Annotated in this window: 19 protein-coding genes; 8 read left to right on the top strand and 11 right to left on the bottom strand. The window is 58.5% G+C overall.

Annotated elements, in window-relative coordinates; genetic code table 11:
- Positions 1-4 precede the first annotated feature (4 nt).
- From pheS to rpmI, 3 genes are all read right to left on the bottom strand, one after another.
- A complete protein-coding gene (gene pheS, locus AB2L51_RS00610) occupies positions 5-1,075 on the bottom strand; it encodes a phenylalanine--tRNA ligase subunit alpha (protein WP_395580673.1) in 1,071 nt (356 codons plus the stop codon).
- Between the two features lie 154 nt (positions 1,076-1,229).
- The gene (gene rplT / locus AB2L51_RS00605; protein ID WP_166110272.1) at positions 1,230-1,589 is read right to left on the bottom strand and encodes a 50S ribosomal protein L20; all 360 of its coding nucleotides are present in this window, start codon (positions 1,587-1,589) and stop codon (positions 1,230-1,232) included.
- A 14-nt stretch (positions 1,590-1,603) separates the two neighbouring features.
- Positions 1,604-1,804, bottom strand: coding sequence for a 50S ribosomal protein L35 (gene rpmI / locus AB2L51_RS00600; RefSeq protein ID WP_048853984.1), 201 nt, complete (start codon positions 1,802-1,804; stop codon positions 1,604-1,606).
- Positions 1,805-2,349: 545 nt separating this feature from the next.
- Between rpmI and AB2L51_RS00595 the strand changes: the two genes are divergently transcribed.
- The 4 genes from AB2L51_RS00595 to AB2L51_RS00580 all read left to right on the top strand — a co-directional run bounded on the left by AB2L51_RS00595 (position 2,350) and on the right by AB2L51_RS00580 (position 7,154).
- A complete protein-coding gene (locus AB2L51_RS00595) occupies positions 2,350-3,678 on the top strand; it encodes a c-type cytochrome (RefSeq protein WP_395580672.1) in 1,329 nt (442 codons plus the stop codon).
- A 20-nt stretch (positions 3,679-3,698) separates the two neighbouring features.
- Positions 3,699-4,175 carry a (2Fe-2S)-binding protein gene (locus tag AB2L51_RS00590; RefSeq protein WP_395580671.1) on the top strand — a complete coding sequence of 159 codons (477 nt, stop codon included), beginning with the start codon at positions 3,699-3,701 and terminating at the stop codon, positions 4,173-4,175.
- Positions 4,168-6,498, top strand: a complete 2,331-nt coding sequence (locus tag AB2L51_RS00585; protein ID WP_395580670.1) for a xanthine dehydrogenase family protein molybdopterin-binding subunit — start codon at positions 4,168-4,170, stop codon at positions 6,496-6,498. The genes AB2L51_RS00590 and AB2L51_RS00585 overlap by 8 nt, the downstream gene beginning before the upstream one ends.
- Positions 6,499-6,641: 143 nt before the next feature.
- The gene (locus tag AB2L51_RS00580) at positions 6,642-7,154 is read left to right on the top strand and encodes a hypothetical protein (protein ID WP_395580669.1); all 513 of its coding nucleotides are present in this window, start codon (positions 6,642-6,644) and stop codon (positions 7,152-7,154) included.
- 74 nt (positions 7,155-7,228) lie between these two features.
- Here the strand turns inward: AB2L51_RS00580 and AB2L51_RS00575 are convergent, their stop codons facing one another.
- From AB2L51_RS00575 to AB2L51_RS00555, 5 genes are read right to left on the bottom strand one after another with little or no spacing between them, the layout of a single operon-like run.
- Positions 7,229-7,669, bottom strand: coding sequence for a SufE family protein (locus AB2L51_RS00575; protein WP_395580668.1), 441 nt, complete (start codon positions 7,667-7,669; stop codon positions 7,229-7,231).
- Complete coding sequence (gene hslU, locus AB2L51_RS00570) at positions 7,669-8,982, bottom strand: ATP-dependent protease ATPase subunit HslU (protein WP_395580667.1); 1,314 nt, start codon at positions 8,980-8,982, stop codon at positions 7,669-7,671. The genes AB2L51_RS00575 and hslU overlap by 1 nt, the downstream gene beginning before the upstream one ends.
- On the bottom strand, positions 8,982-9,581 hold the full coding sequence (hslV, locus tag AB2L51_RS00565) for an ATP-dependent protease subunit HslV (protein ID WP_395580666.1): 600 nt from the start codon (positions 9,579-9,581) through the stop codon (positions 8,982-8,984). Before hslV ends, hslU begins: the two co-directional genes overlap by 1 nt.
- 45 nt (positions 9,582-9,626) lie before the next feature.
- Positions 9,627-11,621, bottom strand: coding sequence for a response regulator (locus tag AB2L51_RS00560; protein ID WP_395580665.1), 1,995 nt, complete (start codon positions 11,619-11,621; stop codon positions 9,627-9,629).
- Entirely contained in the window at positions 11,605-13,401 is a 1,797-nt protein-coding gene (locus AB2L51_RS00555; RefSeq protein WP_395580664.1) for an ATP-binding protein, read from the bottom strand. Before AB2L51_RS00555 ends, AB2L51_RS00560 begins: the two co-directional genes overlap by 17 nt.
- Before the next feature lie 256 nt (positions 13,402-13,657).
- Between AB2L51_RS00555 and AB2L51_RS00550 the strand changes: the two genes are divergently transcribed.
- Positions 13,658-14,071, top strand: coding sequence for a hypothetical protein (locus AB2L51_RS00550; protein WP_395580663.1), 414 nt, complete (start codon positions 13,658-13,660; stop codon positions 14,069-14,071).
- 54 nt (positions 14,072-14,125) lie between these two features.
- Here AB2L51_RS00550 and AB2L51_RS00545 read toward each other — a convergent pair whose 3' ends face one another.
- On the bottom strand, positions 14,126-15,181 hold the full coding sequence (locus AB2L51_RS00545; protein WP_395580662.1) for a zinc-ribbon domain-containing protein: 1,056 nt from the start codon (positions 15,179-15,181) through the stop codon (positions 14,126-14,128).
- A 266-nt stretch (positions 15,182-15,447) separates the two neighbouring features.
- Between AB2L51_RS00545 and AB2L51_RS00540 the strand changes: the two genes are divergently transcribed.
- From AB2L51_RS00540 to AB2L51_RS00530, 3 genes are read left to right on the top strand one after another with little or no spacing between them, the layout of a single operon-like run.
- Positions 15,448-16,128 carry a cell division ATP-binding protein FtsE gene (locus tag AB2L51_RS00540; protein WP_395580661.1) on the top strand — a complete coding sequence of 227 codons (681 nt, stop codon included), beginning with the start codon at positions 15,448-15,450 and terminating at the stop codon, positions 16,126-16,128.
- Positions 16,125-17,072, top strand: a complete 948-nt coding sequence (locus AB2L51_RS00535; RefSeq protein ID WP_395580660.1) for a cell division protein FtsX — start codon at positions 16,125-16,127, stop codon at positions 17,070-17,072. Before AB2L51_RS00540 ends, AB2L51_RS00535 begins: the two co-directional genes overlap by 4 nt.
- An 11-nt stretch (positions 17,073-17,083) precedes the next feature.
- Positions 17,084-17,680, top strand: a complete 597-nt coding sequence (locus tag AB2L51_RS00530; RefSeq protein WP_400920314.1) for a YdcF family protein — start codon at positions 17,084-17,086, stop codon at positions 17,678-17,680.
- Between the two features lie 265 nt (positions 17,681-17,945).
- Here AB2L51_RS00530 and AB2L51_RS00525 read toward each other — a convergent pair whose 3' ends face one another.
- Positions 17,946-18,491 (bottom strand): autotransporter outer membrane beta-barrel domain-containing protein, encoded by a 546-nt coding sequence (locus tag AB2L51_RS00525; protein WP_395580658.1) that lies wholly within the window; start codon positions 18,489-18,491, stop codon positions 17,946-17,948.
- Positions 18,485-20,509, bottom strand: coding sequence for an autotransporter outer membrane beta-barrel domain-containing protein (locus tag AB2L51_RS00520; RefSeq protein WP_395580657.1), 2,025 nt, complete (start codon positions 20,507-20,509; stop codon positions 18,485-18,487). Before AB2L51_RS00520 ends, AB2L51_RS00525 begins: the two co-directional genes overlap by 7 nt.
- Positions 20,510-21,401: the final 892 nt, after the last annotated feature.

Genomic DNA, 21,401 nt, shown 5'->3' with positions numbered 1-21,401 from the left:
ACTCTCACACCCCTTCGTGCAGCAGTGCGGGTGCGAGCGGGTCTGCCCCGTAATGTCGCAGCCAGCGGATATCGCTTTCATAAAACGAGCGCAGGTCGGGGATGCCGTTCTTCAGCATCGCCAGACGCTCGACCCCCATACCAAAGGCAAAACCCTGCCATACACGCGGGTCCAGCCCACAATTGGCCAGAACACGGGCATGGACCATGCCTGCACCCAGCACTTCCAGCCAGTCTTCCCCGGCCCCGATTTCACCCGTTTTGCGCGACCAGCCAATATCCACTTCCAAAGACGGCTCGGTAAACGGGAAGTAGGATGAGCGGAAGCGCACCGGCAGGGACGGCTTGCCAAAAAACGCACGCAAAAACTCGATCAGGCAGCCCTTGAGGTGCCCAAGAGTAATCCCCTGCCCCACAACCAGACCTTCGCACTGGTGGAACATGGGAGAATGCGTTGCATCGTGGTCCGCACGGTAGGTCCGGCCGGGTGCAATAATACGGAGAGGTGGCTTCTGCCCCAGCATGGTGCGGATCTGCACGCCCGAGGTCTGGGTCCGCAGGACGCGGGTCACATCCAGCCCCGGCGCAGGCGGAAGGTAAAATGTGTCGTGGTCGGTCCGCGCGGGGTGGTGGTCGGGCGTGTTCAGGGCCGAAAAATTGTGCCAGTCAGTCTCGATATCCGGCCCTTCAGCAACCTGAAAACCCATGACACCAAAAATGGCCGTCATTTCCTCAATCGTGCGGCTGATCGGGTGGATGTAGCCTGCGACCTCTGCCGGAGAAGGTACGGTTACGTCCAGCTTTTCGGCGATCAGGCGGGCCTGCAGGGCAGCCGCTTCCAGCGCCTTGCCGCGGGCTTCTACCGCCTGGGTCAGTTCATCACGCAGGCGGTTCAGGGCAACGCCCCGCGCCTTGCGCTCATCGGGCTGCATTTTCCCCAACGCCTTGAGCAGACCGGTCAGACGGCCGGATTTGCCCAGAGTGCCAACGCGCACGGCATCCCATGCCCGCAGGTCTGTGGCACCAGCCAGTTCGGACAGGACATCCTGCCGAAGAGTTTCTAGATCGTCGCTCATGGAACCCCGCGCTGAGGAAAAAATACTACCGGGCGGATACAATCTCCCGCTCCGGGAGAAAAGCCCTTAGGCTCAAAAACCATCCGCCAGAAAGCAGAAAGGCCGCCCGGTAAGGGACGGCCTTCTTGTATACCGGATCTGTCAGAACCGGCAATCAGGCTGCCAGAGCGGCCTGTGCCTTCTTGACGATTTCGGCAAAGGTTGCTGCGTCATCAAATGCGATGGCGGCCAGAACCTTGCGGTCAATCTCGATCCCGGCCTTGTCCAGACCGTTAATGAAACGGCTGTAGGTCAGGCCGTGTTCACGCACAGCGGCGTTGATACGCTGGATCCACAGAGCGCGGAATTCACGCTTCTTGTTGCGGCGGTCACGATATGCGTACTGGAGCGCCTTTTCAACGCGTTCCAGAGCAATACGGTAGTTGGTGGAAGACCGGCCGCGGTAACCCTTGGACAGTTCCAGAACTTTTTTGTGGCGGGCGAGTGTGGTTACACCGCGTTTAACACGTGCCATATCTTAGATGCTCCTTACAGCCCGTAGGGGGCCCACTGCTTAACCGTACGGCCGTCCTGCGGCTGAAGAACCTGCGTGCCGCGAGCGGAGCGCTTCATCTTCTGGGTACGCTTGATCATGCCGTGACGCTTACCGCACGGGCCGGAGAGCACCTTGCCGGTCGCGGTGATCTTGAACCGCTTCTTGACCGACGATTTGGTCTTCATTTTGGGCATTTCATTACTCCTGAAATACGCTGGACATAACCGCCCTACCCCCGAAGAAGTAAAGTGGCTTCTGCACGGCCGGGCATGCCCCACAGGCCCGGACGCGTGCGCGAATGCGCTTCCTTAAAAGAAAGGGGGGCAGCTTTCAAGCCTTTGCTTGCAACAAATCTGCTCCTCAAGGGGCAACCGATTCTTCGACCGGTCGGATTCTATGTGACACCACTGCCTATCCAGCCTCTTTCCATACGGGAACCCCCGCCATTCACCCGAATAAAATGCATGCCGCACATGCAATTTTCCGTTTATCTATATCTTTACGAATATAGATAATACCCAAAAAAGGCCAGTTTTTGTAATATTCTTGCGATATAGATAAATCATATACACTTTGTCGTGTAATAACATGACTTCTATGCGTTTATCTACGACAGAAATCCAGATACGATTGATCTTAATCAACGACAGACCGCAAATGCTGTTCCTCTGGCTGTGTTGGGCAGACTTGATCCATCTGTCCTCCAGACGGGACGTTTACACATAAGGTGGGGATTAGAGTGATCAAACGTCTTTTAGCAGGAGCAGCCGCCATTGGCGCCGTGGGCGGCATGAGTTTTCTTTATTACGCCTGGTACCCCCCCATAGAACCGGTGGATCCCCCTGACCGCGGCAGTTTTTCTGCCGAGCAGATTGAACGGGGCCGGATTGTGGCCGCCGAAGGATACTGTGCGGAGTGCCACACCCGCACAGACATGGGCGGTGGGCCGGAACTGGCTGGCGATTACAAGATGGATACACCGTTTGGCGCCATCTATTCCCCCAATATTACGCCAGACCTTGAAACCGGTATTGGCAACTGGTCGGAAGAAGCCTTCCAGCGCTCCATGCATCTTGGGGTTTCCCGCAAGGGGGTCCATCTTATTCCGGCTTTCCCGTTTGATCATTTCACCAAAATGACCGAGCAGGATGTCTCCGACCTGTATGCCTATCTGATGACACGCCCTGCCGTGCACATGACGCACCGCGCCAACGAGCTGCCCTTCCCGCTCAGCCTGCGCATTCTGCAGGCTGGCTGGAAGCTGCTGTACTTCACCCCCGGCGTATACAAACCCGACCCGCGGCATGATGCCTTGTGGAACCGTGGAGCTTACCTGTCCGAAGGTAACGCCCATTGCGGCGCATGCCATACCCCGCGTGACGCCATGGGGGCGGAAAAGAAGAGCGCTCCTTACGCTGGCGCAGTGGTGGACAACTGGATTGCCCCCCCACTGAACGAGCATAATCCGACACCCACCACATGGACGGAAGACGAGCTGTTCCAGTACCTGCGTTATGGGGTGGCGCCGCTCCATGGGCCAGCCGGCGGCCCCATGTCCCCCGTGCCGCACCGCTTCCTCTCCACCGTACCGGAGGAGGATGTACACGCCATCGCGCATTATTTTGCCGATGTGGACCATGCTGCCGAGCGTGAAAAACACGACAAGGCCGCCCTTGCCCGCGCCATGGAACAGTCCGGGACCGACCTGATCGGCCCGACCGTGGACCCCGACGCCAAGCTTTATCAGGGTGCATGCGCGGCCTGCCATTACAATGCAGCCCCCTCCCCCGTACTGGGCCGCCCCGATCTGGCGCTGAACAACGCGCTTTGGCTGGATGAACCCACCAACCTCTATCAGGTCATCCTGCATGGGCTGACAGCGGAAGAAGGCCAGTCCGGCGTAGCCATGCCCAGCTTCTACAATGCCCTGTCTGATCAGGATATGGCGCGGATTGCCGCCTACCTGCGCCGCACCCGCACCACCCTGCCACCATGGACGGATCTGGAAAAGAAAGCAGCCGCAGTGCGCAAGACCATTACCACCATTCCTGTCAATTCATCGCACTAAGACGGACCACGGAGCACGAGATGGTAAAATTCAAACTCAATGGCCGTGACGTTTCTGTCGATGTGCCGGACGACACCCCCCTGCTGTGGGCGCTGCGTGATGATCTGGACCTGACAGGCACAAAGTTTGGCTGTGGCGTAGGCCAGTGTGGCGCCTGCACCGTTCTGGTTGGTGGCCGGGCAACCCGTTCCTGCATTACCCCGCTCAGTGCGCTGGAAGGGGCTGATGTCACCACCATTGAAGGGCTGGACCCCAATGGCAGACATGCCGTGCAGGAGGCATGGAAGGACATTCAGGTTCCGCAATGCGGGTACTGCCAGTCTGGCCAGATCATGCAGGCCGTTAGCCTGTTAAAGGACTACCCGGACCCCACGGATGAGGAAATTGATGGCGTTATGGGTGGCAGCCTGTGCCGCTGCATGACCTATGTCCGTATTCGCAAAGCCATTAAAAAAGCAGCTGCCGCCCTGCGCAAGGAGGAGGCATCCAATGGGTAAGCTCGAACGTATTGCCGCACAGCAGGACCGGGCTGCGGGCCGTGGACCTTCGCGCCGCGGTTTTCTGCTCACCGCCGCGGGCTCTGCCTTTCTGTTCGGGTTTGCCCGTCAGGGCAGGGCTGCGCAGGTTTACCCGCAGGGCGCACCGGAAGCACTGAAGGAAGCCGCCGCCTTTGAACCCACGATCTGGTGCTCCATTGCCCCCGATGGCTGGGTGAACGTGAACATCATCCGTGCGGAAATGGGCCAGCATATTGGCACGGCCCTTGCCCGCATTATTGCGGATGAAATGGAAGCCGACTGGAACAAGGTCCGCATTACCTATGTGGATACAGACCCCAAATGGGGCCTTATGGTGACAGGTGGCTCATGGTCCGTGTGGATGACGTGGGACCAGTTCCGTCAGGCCGGGGCTGCCGCGCGCACGGTCATGGTGGAACAGGGCGCCAGACTGCTGGGCGTTTCCCCCGCTGCCTGTATTGCCCGCAACGGGCAGGTTATTGCTGGCAGCCGGTCGATCAGCTACGGCGATATTGTCAGCCGCGCGCACCCGACCAAAACCTATACACCAGAAGAAATGGCCAAGCTGCCGCTCAAGCCTGCATCCGAGCGCCGGCTGATTGGCAAGGATGTCAAGGCGCTGGATATTCCATCCAAAACCAACGGCACCGCCATTTACGGCATAGACGCCAAGCTTGACGGCATGGTGTACGCCCGCCCCAAACTACCGCCCACGCGCTATGGCTCCAAAGTTGTCTCGGTGGATGACAGCGAGGCCAGAAAGGTCAAGGGCTACATCCGCTACATTGTGCTCGAAGACCCGTCCGATACCGTACCGGGCTGGGTTGCGGTTCTGGCCTCCTCCTACCCTGCGGCCATCCGTGCAACGGATGCGCTCAAGGTTGTCTGGACCCCGGGCAAGACCGCCAACGTAACCGAGCAGGATATTCTGGACTACGGCCGCAGGCAGATTGCGAACAAGGCTGGTGGTTCGCGCGTGTTCAACGACCCCGGCGTGGACGAAACTTTCGCCAAGGCCGCCAAGGTGGTGGAGCAGACCTATACCTGCTCCTCCGTATTGCATTACCAGCTTGAACCCATGAACGCGCTGGCCCGCCAGCACGAAGGCAAGTGGGAAGTGCATTGCGGCAACCAGTGGCAGACCTTGTTCCTGCCCGTTATTGCCAAGGCGCTACAGGTACCTGAATCCGAAGTGGTCATGCGCAGCTACCTGCTGGGCGGGGGCTTTGGCCGCCGCCTGAACGGGGACTACGCAGTGCCTGCGGCCCTTATTTCCAAGGCATTGGGGGGCAAGCCGGTCAAGCTGATCTTCACCCGCTCGGATGACGTGCTGTTTGATTCCATCCGCTCCCCCTCCGTGCAGACGGTCCGCGCTGCACTAGGGCAGGATGGCGCAATTACCGCCTGGCAGCACCATGCCTCCGCTGGCTGGCCGACCCGTGTTATGGCCAGCGCGTTCATGGAAAAAGGCGAAGATGGCAAGCCTTATGACCAGTTTGCCATTGCAGGAGCCGACCACTGGTACGATGTCGGCCCCATGCTGGTACGCGCGCTGGACAATGAACTGGCAAGTGAAACCTTCCGCCCCGGCTGGCTGCGTTCGGTCAGTTCCGGCTGGACCCCATGGGCGCATGAAAGCTTTCTGGACGAAATTGCCCATGCCCGTAAGCTGGACCCGGTGGACTACCGCCTGAGCCTGCTGGATAGCAAAGGCCGCAATGCCGGCAGCGCCCCCAACTCCGTGGGTGGGGCCAGCCGTCAGGCCAATGTGCTCAGGCATCTGGTGGAAAAATGTGGCTATGGCAAGGTTGCCCTGCCTGCGGATACAGCCATTGGCATTGCCACCACCTTTGGGCAGGAACGCGCCATGCCAACATGGACGGCTGGTGCCGTGCAGGTGCATGTTGACCGCAAGACAGGCGTTGTAACCTGCCAGAAAATCTGGCTGGTGCTGGATGCTGGCACAATTATCGACCCTGACGGAGCCGCAGCCCAGACCGAGGGTGGTGCCCTGTGGGGGCTGAGCATGGCGCTGTTTGAAGGGACGGAAATTGTGGATGGCAACGTGCGCGACCGTAACCTGAACACCTACACCCCCCTGCGCATTGCGGATGTGCCGGAAATGGATGTTGAGTTCCTGCCCAGCACGGAAAAACCCATGGGTCTGGGTGAGCCGGGTGTTACAACCATCGCACCTGCCGTAGGCAATGCCATTTTCAACGCCGTGGGTGTGCGCCTGCGCCACCTGCCCATCCGCCCGGCGGATGTGTTGAAAGCGCTGAAGGAAAAAGGGAACGCCTGAGGCTTCAGACTTTCCGCACTTTTTAAAAAAAGCCGGTCCTCCACACGGGGGGGCCGGCTTTTTTGTGACTGAGCACCTGCATTCCACCAGACAGCCGAACCATGTAGGCTGCTCTTTGCAAGGGAACGGCAGGAAAAACCGATATGTCTGTCAGTGTACGAAAAATACTCCTGCTGGGAGCCTTATCGTTTGCCTTAGCAAGTGCCGGGTCTACTTCTGCGTTTTGTGCACCTGCCAGAACACAGGCCATTACATGGCAGACTTATACAAACGGACGTTTTGGGTATCAGATCTGCTACCCGGCTCACCTCTTCACGCCGCAGGGGGAGGCCGGGAATGGAGACGGCCAGCATTTTCTGGCCAAAGATGGCGGTGACCTTCTGGTTTACGGCTCCTTCGCCCCGGAAACTCTTGAGGAGGAAATTTCCTCTATCACCGAAGGAAAGCGCAATATCACCTACAGGTCTATTCACCGGGACTGGGCCGTTCTTTCGGGTGATATAGATGAAAAATCAGAATTTTACGCCAAGGTATTCTGGAAAAAGCACCAGTTCTCAAATTTTGAACTAAGATACCCAAAAGCTGAAAAAGCCCGTTACAAACAGATTATTGAACATCTTGCTGGCTGTTTTTACCCCGGTGTGGTGGACTACTGAGCACTTTGTACCCCACCACTCCCCCCAACCAGCCTGTAACCCACCGGCTGGGGGCGCAGACCCGCCGGGCCTGATCAGGCAGATACGGCAGCAGCCGAGCGCATGGCGCGGGCCATGGCTTCAACCCCGTTACCGCGATTGGTGGACAAAGCCTGCACCAACCCCAGATCACGCAGGAAACCGGGATCAGTTGCCTGAATCTCCTCCCGCGTGCGGCCAGAATACACACGCAGCAGGAGTGCTACCAACCCGCTGACAATGGCGGCATCGGACAGGCCCGCAAAGTAGAGCCTGCCATCTGCTTCTTTTGCCTCCAGCCAGACCTGACTCTGGCAGCCGGGCACACGGTGCGCATCGTTACACCATTCATGCGGGAATGGAGGCAGCTTACGCCCCATTTCTATGATGTACTGGTAGCGTTCCATCCAGTCATCAAACACGTCCAGTTCGTCGCCAATGGCTTCGATGGCTTCTGCCGCGGTGTCTTCCTGCGGAGTTACAAAGGGTGCTTCCATTACAAAATAAACCTGCTCAGATCGCCCTTGCGGGCCAGTGGGGCCACCTTGTCACGCACCATGGCGCCATCCACAACAACATTTTCACCCCCACGCTCGGGTGCGGTGAAGGAAATATCTTCCAGCAGTTTTTCCAGCACCGTTGCAAGCCTGCGTGCGCCTATATTTTCCACCCGTTCGTTAATGTCCGCAGCCAGTTCGGCCAGAGCATCCACGGCATCATCGGCAAATGTCAGGCTTACGCCTTCGGTTTTCATCAAGGCGGTGTACTGTTTGAGCAGGGAATGTTCCGGGTCGGTGAGAATACGCCGCAGGTCATCGCGCGAGAGGGGTTGCAGTTCCACACGAATAGGCAGACGCCCCTGCAATTCCGGCAGCAGATCAGACGGTTTGGCCAGATGAAACGCACCAGAAGCAATAAACAGGATATGGTCGGTTTTGACCGGCCCGTGCTTGGTGGAAACGGTCGTGCCTTCAATAAGGGGCAGCAGGTCGCGCTGCACCCCCTCGCGCGAGACATCGCCCCCCTTTACTCCGCTCTCGGATGAACGGGCACAGACCTTGTCGATCTCGTCCAGAAAGACAATGCCGTTATTCTGCACATGGGCTACGGCCTCACGCGTCAGGCTCTCACTATCCAGCAGGCGCTCGACTTCCTCACGCTGCAACTGTTTGCGGGCGTCGGAAATCCGGAGTTTTTTCTGCTTCGGGGCGCGATTCATAAACCCTTTCATCATCTCGCCAAGGTTGATCACGCTCCCCGGCATCATACCCGGCATGTCCGCTGGGCTCGTGGGGGCGGGATCGGTTATGGCGATGTCAATTTCCTTATCCTCAAGCTGGCCACTGCGCAGCATGGTGCGGAACTTGCTTTTGGTATCGGCCGAGGAACCTTCACCTGCCAGCGCAGTTACAATCCGCTCATCCGCCGCCTGAGCGGCCTGCTCCTCCACATCCTTGCGGCGCAGGTCCTTGAGCATGACAATGGCGGCATCCACCAGATCGCGCACAATGCTATCCACGTCCCGGCCAACATAGCCGACCTCGGTAAACTTGGTGGCTTCCACCTTGAGGAAGGGGGCCTGCGCCAGTCTGGCCAGCCTGCGGGCAATTTCGGTTTTGCCGCAGCCGGTCGGACCGATCATGAGGATGTTCTTGGGAACAACCTCCTCACGCATGGCTTCTGGCAGTTGCGCCCTGCGCCAACGATTGCGCATGGCAATGGCAACCGCCCGTTTGGCGTCACCCTGCCCTACAATGTAGCGGTCAAGCTCGGCAACAATATCACGCGGGGAAAGATGGGGGGCCTGCATCAGACTCTGTCTCCCGCCGTTTTGGCATCCAGCGTTTCTATCCTCACGGAGTGGTTGGTATAGACGCAGATATCGCCAGCAATCTTCATGGCGCGGGTTACAATTTCCTCCGCTCCCAGCCCTTCTACCGTCAGCAGTGCCCGCGCCGCCGAAAGGGCGTAGTTCCCCCCCGAACCAATGGCAATAATACCATCCTCGGGTTCAAGCACATCGCCATTGCCGGTCAGGGTAAAGGAATGCTCGGCATCGGCCACGGCCATCATGGCTTCCAGCCTGCGCAGGTAACGGTCCGTGCGCCAGTCCTTTGCCAGTTCCACACAGGCGCGCTCCAGCTGGTTGGGGTAGCGCTCCAGCTTGGCTTCCAGCCGCTCCAGCAGGGTAAAGGCATCGGCCGTAGCACCGGCAAACCCCGCCAGAATGGTGCCCGAAGGGCCAATGCGCCGGACCTTGCGCGCGTTGCCCTTGATCACGGTGCTGCCCAGTGTCACCTGGCCATCCCCCGCCATGGCAACCTGCGCGCCACGGCGCACACAAAGAATGGTGGTCCCGTGCCAGCCGACGGGATCATGCGAAGACGAAGCAGAATGAAAACTATCCATAGCACCAAGAAATAGGCGTTCTGACGCAGGACACAAGGGGGTGGGCTATGCTGCCAGCATAGCCCTTACATCTCCCAGCAACGCATCACGCGTGTAGGGCTTGTGCAAAACGGCAACCCCTTCTGGCAGCACGCCAAAATCCGCATAGCCCGTGACAAACAGCACCGGCAGGTCTGCACGCACGTCGTGGATGCGCCGTGCGGCCTCACCCCCGTTCATGCCCGGCATCATCACATCCATGACCACAAGGGCAACGCCGGGGGTGGACTGCACTTTTTCCACAGCTTCGGTACCACTAGCCGCCTCCATGACCTCATACCCCGCACGGCGCAGAAAGCCGCTGGTTACCGCACGCACACCCGGTTCGTCATCCACCACCAGAATGGTGCTGCCTGCACCGTTTTCAGGCAGGACGGCAGCTATGCTCTGCACCGTACTGGCAGGCACGGCGGGAATGGCGGCGGCCATCTCCTGATCCATGGCGGGGAACCATAGCTCAACGGACGTGCCGCCCCCCGGAACGCTATCTACCCGCACCTCTCCCCCGCAATGGCTGATAAAGCCATAAATCATGGACAGGCCAAGCCCCACACCGTGCCCTGTGCCTTTCGTGGTAAAGAATGGGTCAAAAATGCGGGCGCGTATGTCCTCGGTCATGCCGATGCCACGATCCGTCACCTGCACGACCACCCACGCTCCAGCATGCTCGCGCCCCACATGCCGCCCCAGCAGGCGCGCAACCTGACGGACGGAAACGCAGGTTTCCCCCCCTTCCGACTGGGCATCCAGCGCGTTCACACACAGGCTGAACACCGCCAGCTCAAGCTGGACGGCATCAGTCCAGACCGGCGGCAACGGCTCCTGAGGGATATTGAAGCGTACGCTGCTAAAGCGGCTCATGCCCTCCAGCCGGGACGCATCCAGCGCGCCACGGATTTCCTCAGGCACCTTCCCCTGTTTCATGAAGGTCTGAAGATTTTCCAGCACATCATGCATATCCACCCGCTGGCAGACCAGATGCCTAGGCCGGCTGAAGTCCAGCAGCTTGCGGGTAAGCACTGCGCCACGCCGGGCGGCTTCCATGGCGTTCTCATACAGCCGGACAACCGGGGCTTCCTTTGGAGGCTCAAGGTCCTGCACCAGTTCCAGAGAGCCCTGAATGGCCGTGAGCAGGTTATTGAAGTCATGCGCAATGCCACCGGCCAGTGTGCCAATGGCCTGCATTTTTTGCGCCTGCCGCAGCCGCTGCTCCAGACTTAAAAGCTCGCTCACATCCCGGTCGATCAGAATGGAGTAATCCAGGAGCATGGAGGACTGTACAGGCGTGTTGCGCAGGCTATCCAGCCTGACGCGCGTCAGGTCATGCCAACGGGCGGGGCCATCCTGTGCCGGGAGCTGGAGAACCTGCTGGTCGCGCCCGGTCTGGGCAAGCTGGCCCTGTGCTTCCTTCAGGCTTTCCAGCCGTGGGCCGTCCACCAGATCCTCTTCACGCTGGCCAATGCACTGCGCGACCGTATGGCCCATCTGGCTTGCCATCTGCTGGTTAAGCCGCACAAAGCGGCCCGCCTGATCCTTGACCGCAAGACCAAAGGGCAGGTTATCCAGAAGCCCGCGCAGCAGCAGGCGTTCGCACTCCAGCTCCTTTTCCAGAAAATACCGCGCGGCCGCCTGCCCGACCATGGACAGCAGGGTTTCATCATCCCACGGCTTGTACGCAAAAAAGGAGATCTGGCCCCGGTTAAGAGCTGCTTCCACGGCGGAAATATCCGCATACCCCGTAAGCAGGATTGCCCCCGCCGCAGACAGGTCACGCGCATGGGCCAAAAACACATCGCCCGTCATGCCCGGCATGCGCTGGTCGGAAACAATAACAGCAACACCGGGGTTACTGCGCAGGCGCTCAAGCCCTTCCTCCCCCGAGGAGGCGGTCAGGACCGTGTAGGCACTTTCCAGCAGATCGGACAGTGCGACCAGAATTTCCGGCTCGTCATCCACAACGAGCACAAAAGGGCGCTGTGTTGGTTCATATAACGTGCTCACCGCGCCTCTCCTCTCCTGATTTGTAGGGCACACGAATGGTAAAGCAGGCACCACCCAGAGCCTCCGAGTTTGTTATAACAATACTCCCACCATGAGCCTGCACAACCCCATATGCCGTTGCCAGACCGAGCCCGGTCCCCGAGCCTACAGGTTTTGTTGTAAAAAACGGTTCAAAAACGCGTTCCTGCAATTCCTGCGGCACTCCCGGTCCTGTATCCGATATCTGCAACACATAATTTTCGGCCCCTTGGGCCTCCACCTTTTCCAAAAAAGAGGCGATCAGAATCTGATCCTTGCCTCTGGCCGGTGCAGAACCACCCTGTTTGCGGGCTGTTTCGCGCTGTTCCAGAATGGCGTCGGCTGCGTTGCTGACAATGTTCATGACCACCTGATTAACCAGCGCTGCCTGACAGACCAGTTCCGGCGGCGCCTCCAGACGGCACTCCACGGCTATTTCCTGCCCAAGTTTGGGGGCCAGAAGTGTCAGCACCATAGCGATGGCCTCAGGCACGTCCAGACGGCGGAACTCGCCTTCCTCCAGACGGGAAAAACGCCGCAGGCTGGCCACCAGCTCCCGCAGCCTTGATAACCCGACAAGGGAGGAGGCCAGACGCTCGGCCCCTTTGGTCAGGGCGGCTTCGGCCACGCCAATATCGTTCTGCCTTACAGCCTGCAAAGCCTGCGCCATACTGCGTTTGACCGTATTTTCATGCGCCAGAACAAAAGCCAGCGGGTTATTGAACTCATGCGCAATACCCGCAGCAAGCTCCCCCAGAGACGCCATTTTGGCCGACTGCACCAGTTTGACCTGCGCATCAATCAACTTACGGTTAGCGGCCGCCAGATCCGCATTCACGCGGCGCAGGGCATCGGCCAGAGCCATACGGGCGCGGGCACTTTCTATATGCGCTTCCTCGCGCCGGGCTTCATCCTGCAAGGTCTTGCGGCGCACAAGGCTGCTTATGCGGGCAACCAGCAGAGCGGGAGTTATGTCCGAGTCCGTCAGGTCATCCACACCGGCGTCAAAGACCAGCCGTATTTTTTCGGCTGTCAGCTGACCGCGCTCGACCACCCCCAGCACACGGGTACACTGGCGGCTCCTGCGCCGGAAGGCGGCGACTGTCTGCGCCAGTGCAAGACCATTAAAGGCCGGGCAACTCAGATCCACCACAATGCAGTCAGGCTGGATGCGCCCGGCGCTGACATTGGATAATTCAAGCCTGTCCGGGTCTTCCACCAGCGTTGCGTCCTCACCGTTCTGGCGGAGCATCTGGACAAGGCGTGGCACTTCGCCAACGCTCGCCCCGTCGGGCCAGGCCCATAGGATACCCCCTGGCGCGGTCACAACAGAAACGCATGGCTGGCGGAAAACGGCACCTTCGCGCTCGGCGGTTTCGTTCCCGAAATCACGCAGGAGCGCACATATGCGAAAGATCAGAAAAACCGGGTCATCCGTGGCGCAAAAGCAGGCGTCCGCCCCACGTTCCAGAATTTCCCGCTCCTGTTCGGGGTCATGCGCATCTACCAGCACCACCACAGGTATGCTCCGCGTGGCCGATGTCAGCCGCAAACGCTGGCATAACTGGGCGGCGGACATATCGGGCAGACGGTCCTGCACGACCAGAAGGCTTGGAAGCTCGGTATCAAACCCGGCAAAAACCGTGCGACCATCTGCGGCGACACGCACGCCCAGACCGCGTTTGTCCAGTTCGGCTACAAGCTGCTGTTCGCACGTTGCATTTACACCCGCGAACAGGATGGTGCAGGTAAGAAAATCCATAAATTCTGCCTATAGCTGGACGCCTAGGCCCATCCTTTTTACGCTTAAATCTGATTTTAGATCCATACCAAACAAAAACATCCACCGTCTGCTCTCGAATGCGTTACCACCATGGCGCCTGTATCTGTCCCTTTGCAAGCAAGGTGGCAAGACACACACAAGAACGGTATAAAGGCCGCTCTTTACTTGAGCAGCCTGCCCCATTGGCAGATTGACTGACATTTCCGCCTAGGATGACCTGAAGGAACACTGGTCCATGGACACGCGCACACCTATACCCGCTTCCCAGCAGCCTCTTGCCATGTCCTCCCGCCAGAACACATCGGCTTCCGCCGGGCTGCGGGTGCTGCGTACGGCCATTGGAGCCGCCTGTTATTTTGTTTTCTACTTTGTGCAGCAGATGGCCGAACTGTTTGCCCCTCTCCTGCTCATTGCAGGGGCCGCATGGGCGGCACTGCCAGCGCTGGTCAAAACCCTGACCCGCACCACCGCATCAGCCGACCCGCAGGCGCATGACGCTATTGCCAGCGTTGCCGGCGCCATTCCCGAACAGATTGTGCTTGCCGGGCACGAACTGACCGCAATCGGGCTGATCTGCGATGGTCTGGGACTCATGGCCGTGGCCGCAGCAGGCGCCACGCTGGCCATGCTGGTCGGCCGCAAGCTTTAAACCTCTTCTCAGCAGCCACCAGCCCCGTACGGCTTGCGGGGCATAAAATGGGTATTAGCCCGGCTGGTGGAGCCGGGCTGCGGCAGGCCATGCGTCCACAATCGCCGCCCACCAGTGCCAGACACCCAGCACAACCAGTGCGGCCAGCACAAAGCTGACAATCCAGGCCCTGCGCCAGAACAACTCGCTTTGCAGCAGGGCGCGCATATCCGTACGGGCGATCCGTTTGGACAAGCTGACCACAGCTTCGCGCACCATCTGCAAGGCCGAGCCTGTACCAAGCTTGTAGGCTGGACGCGCAATATGGGCCGCTAGCGGCGCACTCTCTTTTTTGTCTGTTTCCGCACGGACTGGCAACCTGCCCGGCGTCTGAACTGCGCCTGACGCGGGAGGGACTGGTTTTACAGCACTCTCCACCACGGGGGCTGTCGGCGCAGGATCTGCTGGCGTGGAGACTGTCTGGACGGGAAGGGCTACCTGCGGCACAGCAGGTGGCACCGGAGCCACAACCGGCGTTACCGGCGCGGCAACAACCGGAACCTCTGGCTCTGGCTCTGGCTCTGGCTCTGGCTCTGGCTCTGGCTCTGGCTCTGGCTCTGGCTCTGGCCGACTTTCGGGCTGAATGGAGGAGGATGCAAGGGGAATATCCACCTGTGGAGCAGATGGGGCAGGAACAGCCATGGCAGCGTCGGCATTATCCCCCTCCCCGGCTGTCTCGGTCTCCAGAGGGGCTGGTGCGGTAGAAGGTGCTCTCGGCTCCTGCGGCTCGGCCTGCGTGTCCTCTGCTTCCGCTGGGGTGGGTGCAACCTGTTCTGTCCCGTTCCCCTCCTGCTCCGGGGCGAGTTCCGGCCTGTCCGCAGCACTTTGCACCGGCAACGGCGGAACCTGAGGCTCTGCTGGCACGTCCTCAACGGGTGGGGTCGTGGCTGCGGGAGCAGCGACGGGGTCCGGCGCAGGAGCGGTCGTGCCTGCGGGTGCGTCTTCTGGTGCATCAGGCGGGGTCAGCCGCCACTTCACCCCGCAAGCTGAACATTTGAGCGTATGCCTTTTAGCCAGAAGAGCTTCGGGAACCTGATATGCCGCACCGCAGGAAGGACAGACAATCTTCATGAACACTCTCTTAGCAGGGCCTCTCCCTGTTGCCCCGAACTGGCTGGAACGGCAGGCTGGGCATCAGAACGGAAGACAGACGTAACCCCCTTCCTATCACAGGAAAAGGCAATCCGTGCCAGTCCCCGATCCTAAAGGCACGGAACGCCTTTTTCAATTCAGCACTGAAGGACGCTTCTCAATCGACAGTGCGTGGAACTATCCGCTACAATGGAAGAATGAGTGAACTGCCTTATTTTTATGCTTTTTTGCCCGGAAAGCGGTAAATGATTCGTCTGGACAATGTATCCTGGCGCCGGGGCAAAAGGGATAGCGGGCCTGTTCTGGCGCACCTGTCCTTTGCTGTGCCGCAGGGTGGATTCCGCTGGCTGCTTGGGTCTTCCGGGGCGGGCAAGAGCAGCCTGCTCAGCCTGCTGCATCTTGAAAACCTGCCCACCGACGGGCAGATGACCATTCTGGGTAAAACCGTTGCACAGGACGAAAAGCGTGCAGCCCTTGTACGCCTGCGCCACAGAATCGGCATGGTGCATCAGGACTACCAGCTCATGCCCGACCTGTCCGTGGCCGATAACGTAGCCCTGCCCCTGCGCCTGCAAAACCGCCCCGAGGACGAAATTCAGGACGAGGTTCACGCCATTCTCAAATGGGTGGGACTGGGCGAGCGCGTGGATGTCCCCGCCACCCGGCTTTCGGGCGGGGAGCAGCAGCGCACCGCCATTGCACGCGCCATTATCCACCGGCCCGGCCTTATTCTGGCGGACGAACCGACAAACGCGCTGGAGGAAAGTCAGGCCTGCCGCCTGCTTGACATGTTTGCCGAACTCAGCGCCATGGGCACCACGGTTATTGTGGCGACCCACAACGAATCTCTGGTGCGCAGGCTTGAGCGGCCTTTTCTGTTCCTTGAACGTGGGCGGCTGGTGGAAGAGGGAGATGCACAGGCATGACACGGCCTTTTTCCGGCCGTAAGGATGGCCTCTCCCTTTCCGAAGCCCTGCCCGATCGCAGCCTGTTCGCGCTGGTGGCCATGATGGGCTTTCTGGCGGCACTCACTCTGGCCGGGGCCAGTGGCGCGCGGGCACTTTCCGCCCGCTGGTCGGGGGGGGCAGCCCAGTTGCTCACCATTCAGGTGCCAGATGCAAATGCCCCGCTGGCCGCACAAGGTAGCGGCAGTGCCACCACAACCCGTGTGCAGGCCGTTCTGGCAGACCTTGCCAGCCTGCCAGACGGCACGGAAGTACACCAGTTGACCCCACCCGAACTGGCTCGCCTGCTGGAACCGTGGCTGGGAGAAACCGATAGTTCCGCCCTGCCGCTGCCTGCCATTATCCGCGTAAAACTCCCACCAGACGCCAGTGTGCCTGCCACACTGGAGCAGGCACTGAGCACCCATGTTCCCGGCACCATCATGGAGCATAACGCCCGCTGGGGCGAACGCCTGCGGGCACTGGCCAACAGCCTGCTGGCCTGCGCAGGGCTGGCCCTGCTGAGTGTGGGCGGCATTGCCACCATGATAACCGGCCTTGCCACGCGCACCGGCCTTGCCACGCGCAAGGATATTATCAAAACCCTGCACGGGCTTGGGGCCTCGGACAGTTATATTGCCGGTCGCTTTGCATGGCGGACCGCAACCCTTGGTTTTGGTGGCGGGCTGAGCGGAACCCTTATGGCCTGCCTGCCCCTGCTGCTGCTCCTGCAAATGGCAGCCCCCTTCGCCAGCGCTCCACTGACTACCCCCGAACAGTTCCTGCCCCAGAACTGGCAGGCACTAGCAAACACCATCCCGTCTGACATGGTGTGCGCGCTGGCACTTCTACCTTTTGTCGCGGCATTCATCTGCTGGTTTACAACGCAGGTCATGGTGCGCCTGTGGCTGCTCCGCCTCCCATAATGCGCAACACCATGCCCGTGCCCCGCCTGAGCCGACGGTTCCTGCCCCTGCTGCGAAAAACCTGTCTGCTGGTGGCCGGATGCTGGCTGGCCGGGTTTGTCTGGTTTGTCCATGATGCACGCCAGCCCCCCGCCCCCACCATGCATGCCGATGGTATTGTAGCCCTGACCGGGGGCACAGGGCGGGTGGAAGCATCGCTCCACCTGCTTGCCAGCAACCCCGATGCGCGCCTGCTTATTTCCGGCGTGGATTTACAGACATCGGTGCGCGCGGTACTGCCCGCCTCCATCCCACCGGACATGGCCGCCCGCATTACACTGGGTTATCAGGCGCGTTCGACCATTGGCAACGCAACCGAAACGGCTGCGTGGGTTGCGGATCACCACATCAACAGCCTGATTATTGTTACCGCAGGCTACCATATGCGCCGCGCCATGCTCGAACTCGGCCGCACATTGCCCGATGTCACCCTGACACCTTACCCCGTCATGCCCCCTGCCATGGACCACCCGTGGCGGGTGTCTACCCTGCGCCTGATGGGCATGGAATACATGAAGTGGCTTGGCGCGCTGGCGGGCATGAAGCGTAACCCGTCCCTTCAGGTCTGAAAAATGCGGCCCTGCCTGCACTTGATCCAGTCAACTGCTGCGGGCGATGAAGATGACCGCGGGAGATGACATCGCGGTTTTTCCGCATCTGGAAGCAGCAGTACGCCTCTTCTTGAGGTGCGCCCCAAGACCTGCAACAGGATGGCGACCAACAGGCCCATCCGGGGCAGGCGACTGGCGCGTCCTTTATCCGCTTCGGATAAACAGAACGAACGCTGGCACGAAAGAGACGCTTGTCCTCCTTCGCGCCAGCAGCCTCCGGCCCTCAGAACCGGAAACGCGCCTGTGCCCTTGCCCCGCTATCAACAGACTGGTTCCCGTACTGGCCTGTATAGGACAGGCCAACATCAATCCTGTCGGTCAGTTTTGCGGTCAGCCCTGCGTCAACCACCGCCGCGTTAACAGACAGCGGAACCCCGGCAATATCCATATCGCCATAACGGGCCTGCCTGAACATTTCATGCGCGGTTGGTGTGGACAGGCCAAAAGCATGCCGGTACGCGAGCGTTCCATGGGGAACCAGAGCAAGTTTCCCCACATGGAACAGGGAAGAAGCTTTGATACCGAAGGTTGAGAATGTCACCCCCGTATCCATCCCTCTGCCATGGAGTGCGGCAGCACCCCCCTGTTCGTTGTATCTGTTGGTCTGCTGATTGACATACGCCAGATTGCCAAAGGGTTCGACCATACCGTGGCCGATATGGAACTTGTAACCCAATTCGCCAAATGCCTGCGCCGTGCCACCAAGGTAGTCGCTGGACAGATGGTCCCCGAAACTCGCAACCGTAACATTGCGGGTCATGCTCAGCATATTCCATGTATAGGCAGCACCAAGCCGTAGATTGAGCCCCCCCAGTGCGTACCCGCATATCCACCCACAGTCACATTGTTGCTATGGCCCGATGACCCACGGCCACCCCCCACATCAAACATGGAACGACCATAGCCAAACAGCCCCCCTACACGCCATGTCTGCGCCACGAGCGTATCCATGCCCATGATGAATCCGGCGGTGGAATGATTCATGTTCGCGGCATTGCCATTGCCGCTGTTATGACCAAGGCTGCCATACGCTTCCCCCCAGATCACGGGCTGGTCAGCCAGACACTCTCCTCCCCTGCGCCCGGTTTTCAAAGACGCCGTATGCAGGGTTGAGTCCGCAATGCTTCCGTCACAATCCGCCGTATCCAGCCTGTCCAGCGCGGACTGCCTGACAAAAAAACTGTCCTGAATAAGAGCCGTGCGGGCCGAGGCATGCACTTCTCCAGACAGGCCATCCAGCGCGGGCCGGACCTGAGCCTCCGTCAGGCCGTCGAGCGCCAGAGCCACATCATGGCCTGCACTCAGCCCGTCCACCCCAACCCCGGTCATAAATTGATTGCGTGTTGTCGCCACCGCGGAATAGCTCAGCATATTGCGGGTCATCAGAACATCCACGGCATTGGTGGAATAAAGCAGTGTGGGAGAAAGAAAAGCATACGGTGTGGTCAGGCCTGAAAACTGTCCGCTGATCCCGCTCCCGGCAGTCAGCAGGCGATACACCTGCCCCGGCGCCACCTTACCGGACAGAGAGGCGAAGGAAACATCCCCCCCTTCCAGATTGACGGAACCCGTAACCGACACCAGATCGCTGGCCATGCTGTTCAGGCGCGCGTTCTGGAGAGGCAGCGTGACAGTGCCTATGACCGTCCCTGCCCCGCCATCAGCAATATATTTCGCGCCATTTTCCACCGTAAGGTTCCCGTTGATGGTCAATGTGCCGATACTTCCCCCCGCCACGGGAGAAATAATGGAACCTGAGCCAAGCGTGGTCGTGCCGATCGTGCCGTTCCCCAGAATGGTCCCGCCGCTTAGCGCGTCAACCGTGGCGTCGGGAATTGCGCCCGAAACATTCAGAACGCCATTCTGAACCGAGATGCTTCCCGTGTAAGCGCCATTACCAGACAGCAGAACGGATGCATCCGTGATGGACATCGCCCCATTCCCGTCCAGTGCGCCACTGAGGGCGGAAACTCCGCTTACAACATTGACCGTTCCGTTATTGTCCATGTCGGACTCTACGGAATTGTTGCCAGACATGGTGATGGTGCCTGCATTGGTAAGATCACCACCACCCGTGAGCGCCGTATTGGACAGATCAAGGGCCGCATTATTGATAATTGTTGAGCCGGAAAGCTGCACACCACCAGTTACGGTAGAAGTACCGTTATTGGTAAATGTTGTATTCTGAATAACGCTTCCCGTATTACTGGTGCAGCCCATACCTGTGGAACAGTCACCAATCGTCGTCTGGGTATTCGCAGCCGCCGTCAGTGTCGAGCCAGAAATACTGTTGCCATACAGGCCCATTGTTCCATAATTTTCTATGGTCATGCCTGAGGCTGTATTGTTCAGCAGTGTTGTGGTGTTTGATGAATCGGATGCAGAACCATTCGTGATCTTCGTTCCTGTGGTCGATGACCCGGAAACGACCATCGTCGCACCATTTGCATTGATCATATCTGAATTCTGTATCGTATTATTAACAACGCTCACGTTTGAATCGTTATTGTTCAGCGATGTTCCATCAATGTTATTATTGTTCAGTACCATATTGGCGGAACCGTTATTGACTACTATCGCATTGGACAGGATATTATTTTCAGCAGTCAGGGTTGCTCCCGTGTTGCCTATTGTTAGCCCTGTCGCCGTATTACCTGTCAGATACAGAATACCTCCGGTCTCGTTCGTCACAATCGCATTGTTGGCCGTGTTATCTTCCATAACCATATCGCCGCCATTACTATTGACTATTACGGCGCTATTAGCCAGATTGTTCAAGAAATTCATGCTGGATGCATCATTATTGACGGATGTACCTTTAGCACTATTCCCGATAAAATTCATAAAACTACCAGATTCATTACTTATATGCGCACTATTCGCTGAATTATTCAGAACATACATTCTGGATTCATCGTTGCGCAGCACCACCCCGTCTGCCGTATTTCCGTCAAGATATATCACGCCAGCGTTTTCATTGGTAATGTGTACACCGGATACATAATTCTGGTACAGGACCACATAGGAATTTTGCGCAGTGTTCTCGATTTCCAACGTCACTGAAGACGGGGTTATGTAATTGCCCGCCAGAAGGGAAACTTCCGGCGTGGATGATGGCGGGTTGATCGGCATGCTCAGCAACCCGTTCGCACCACTAGCGGACACGGTCTGGCCTACATAATTGTTGCCAACGGTATATGACGATTCAAGGAAAGCCAGACCTCCTGCCGGAATGAAAGCCGTATTTCCTGAAGGATCGGCTCTGACGTACCCATTATCCGACGATGGAAAACTCTGTTGGTTATAGAGGTAATTCGCACCCGTATTCGATGCATCTGGCGTTTTATTGCCATAAGCATCTGTCTGGGCCGATGCGGGCATGGCATATCCAACAATACCGAACGCACTTCCCAGCAACAATGTTCTGAACCCGTTCACAAAGGGCAAAGACAGTTTCGCAGTCGCTCTGGATAAAATCCAGGTTATCATATCAGTACTCTCGCTTTTCTGAAAAACACAGAATACAGACAATCCCAAAAATAATTAAAAATTATATTAATTTACAAAAATACATAAAATGTCACTTCATTCAAATCAACTTAAAATATTGATTTTTATAAATACTTTATATTTTGTTTATTTTTTCTAAACGTAGTGTCATCAATTACATTTCTACTGG

The sequence above is a fragment of the Acetobacter fabarum genome, from assembly GCF_040702925.2.
GTDB lineage: Bacteria > Pseudomonadota > Alphaproteobacteria > Acetobacterales > Acetobacteraceae > Acetobacter > Acetobacter fabarum_B.
This window is presented reverse-complemented; position numbering and strand designations above follow the sequence as displayed.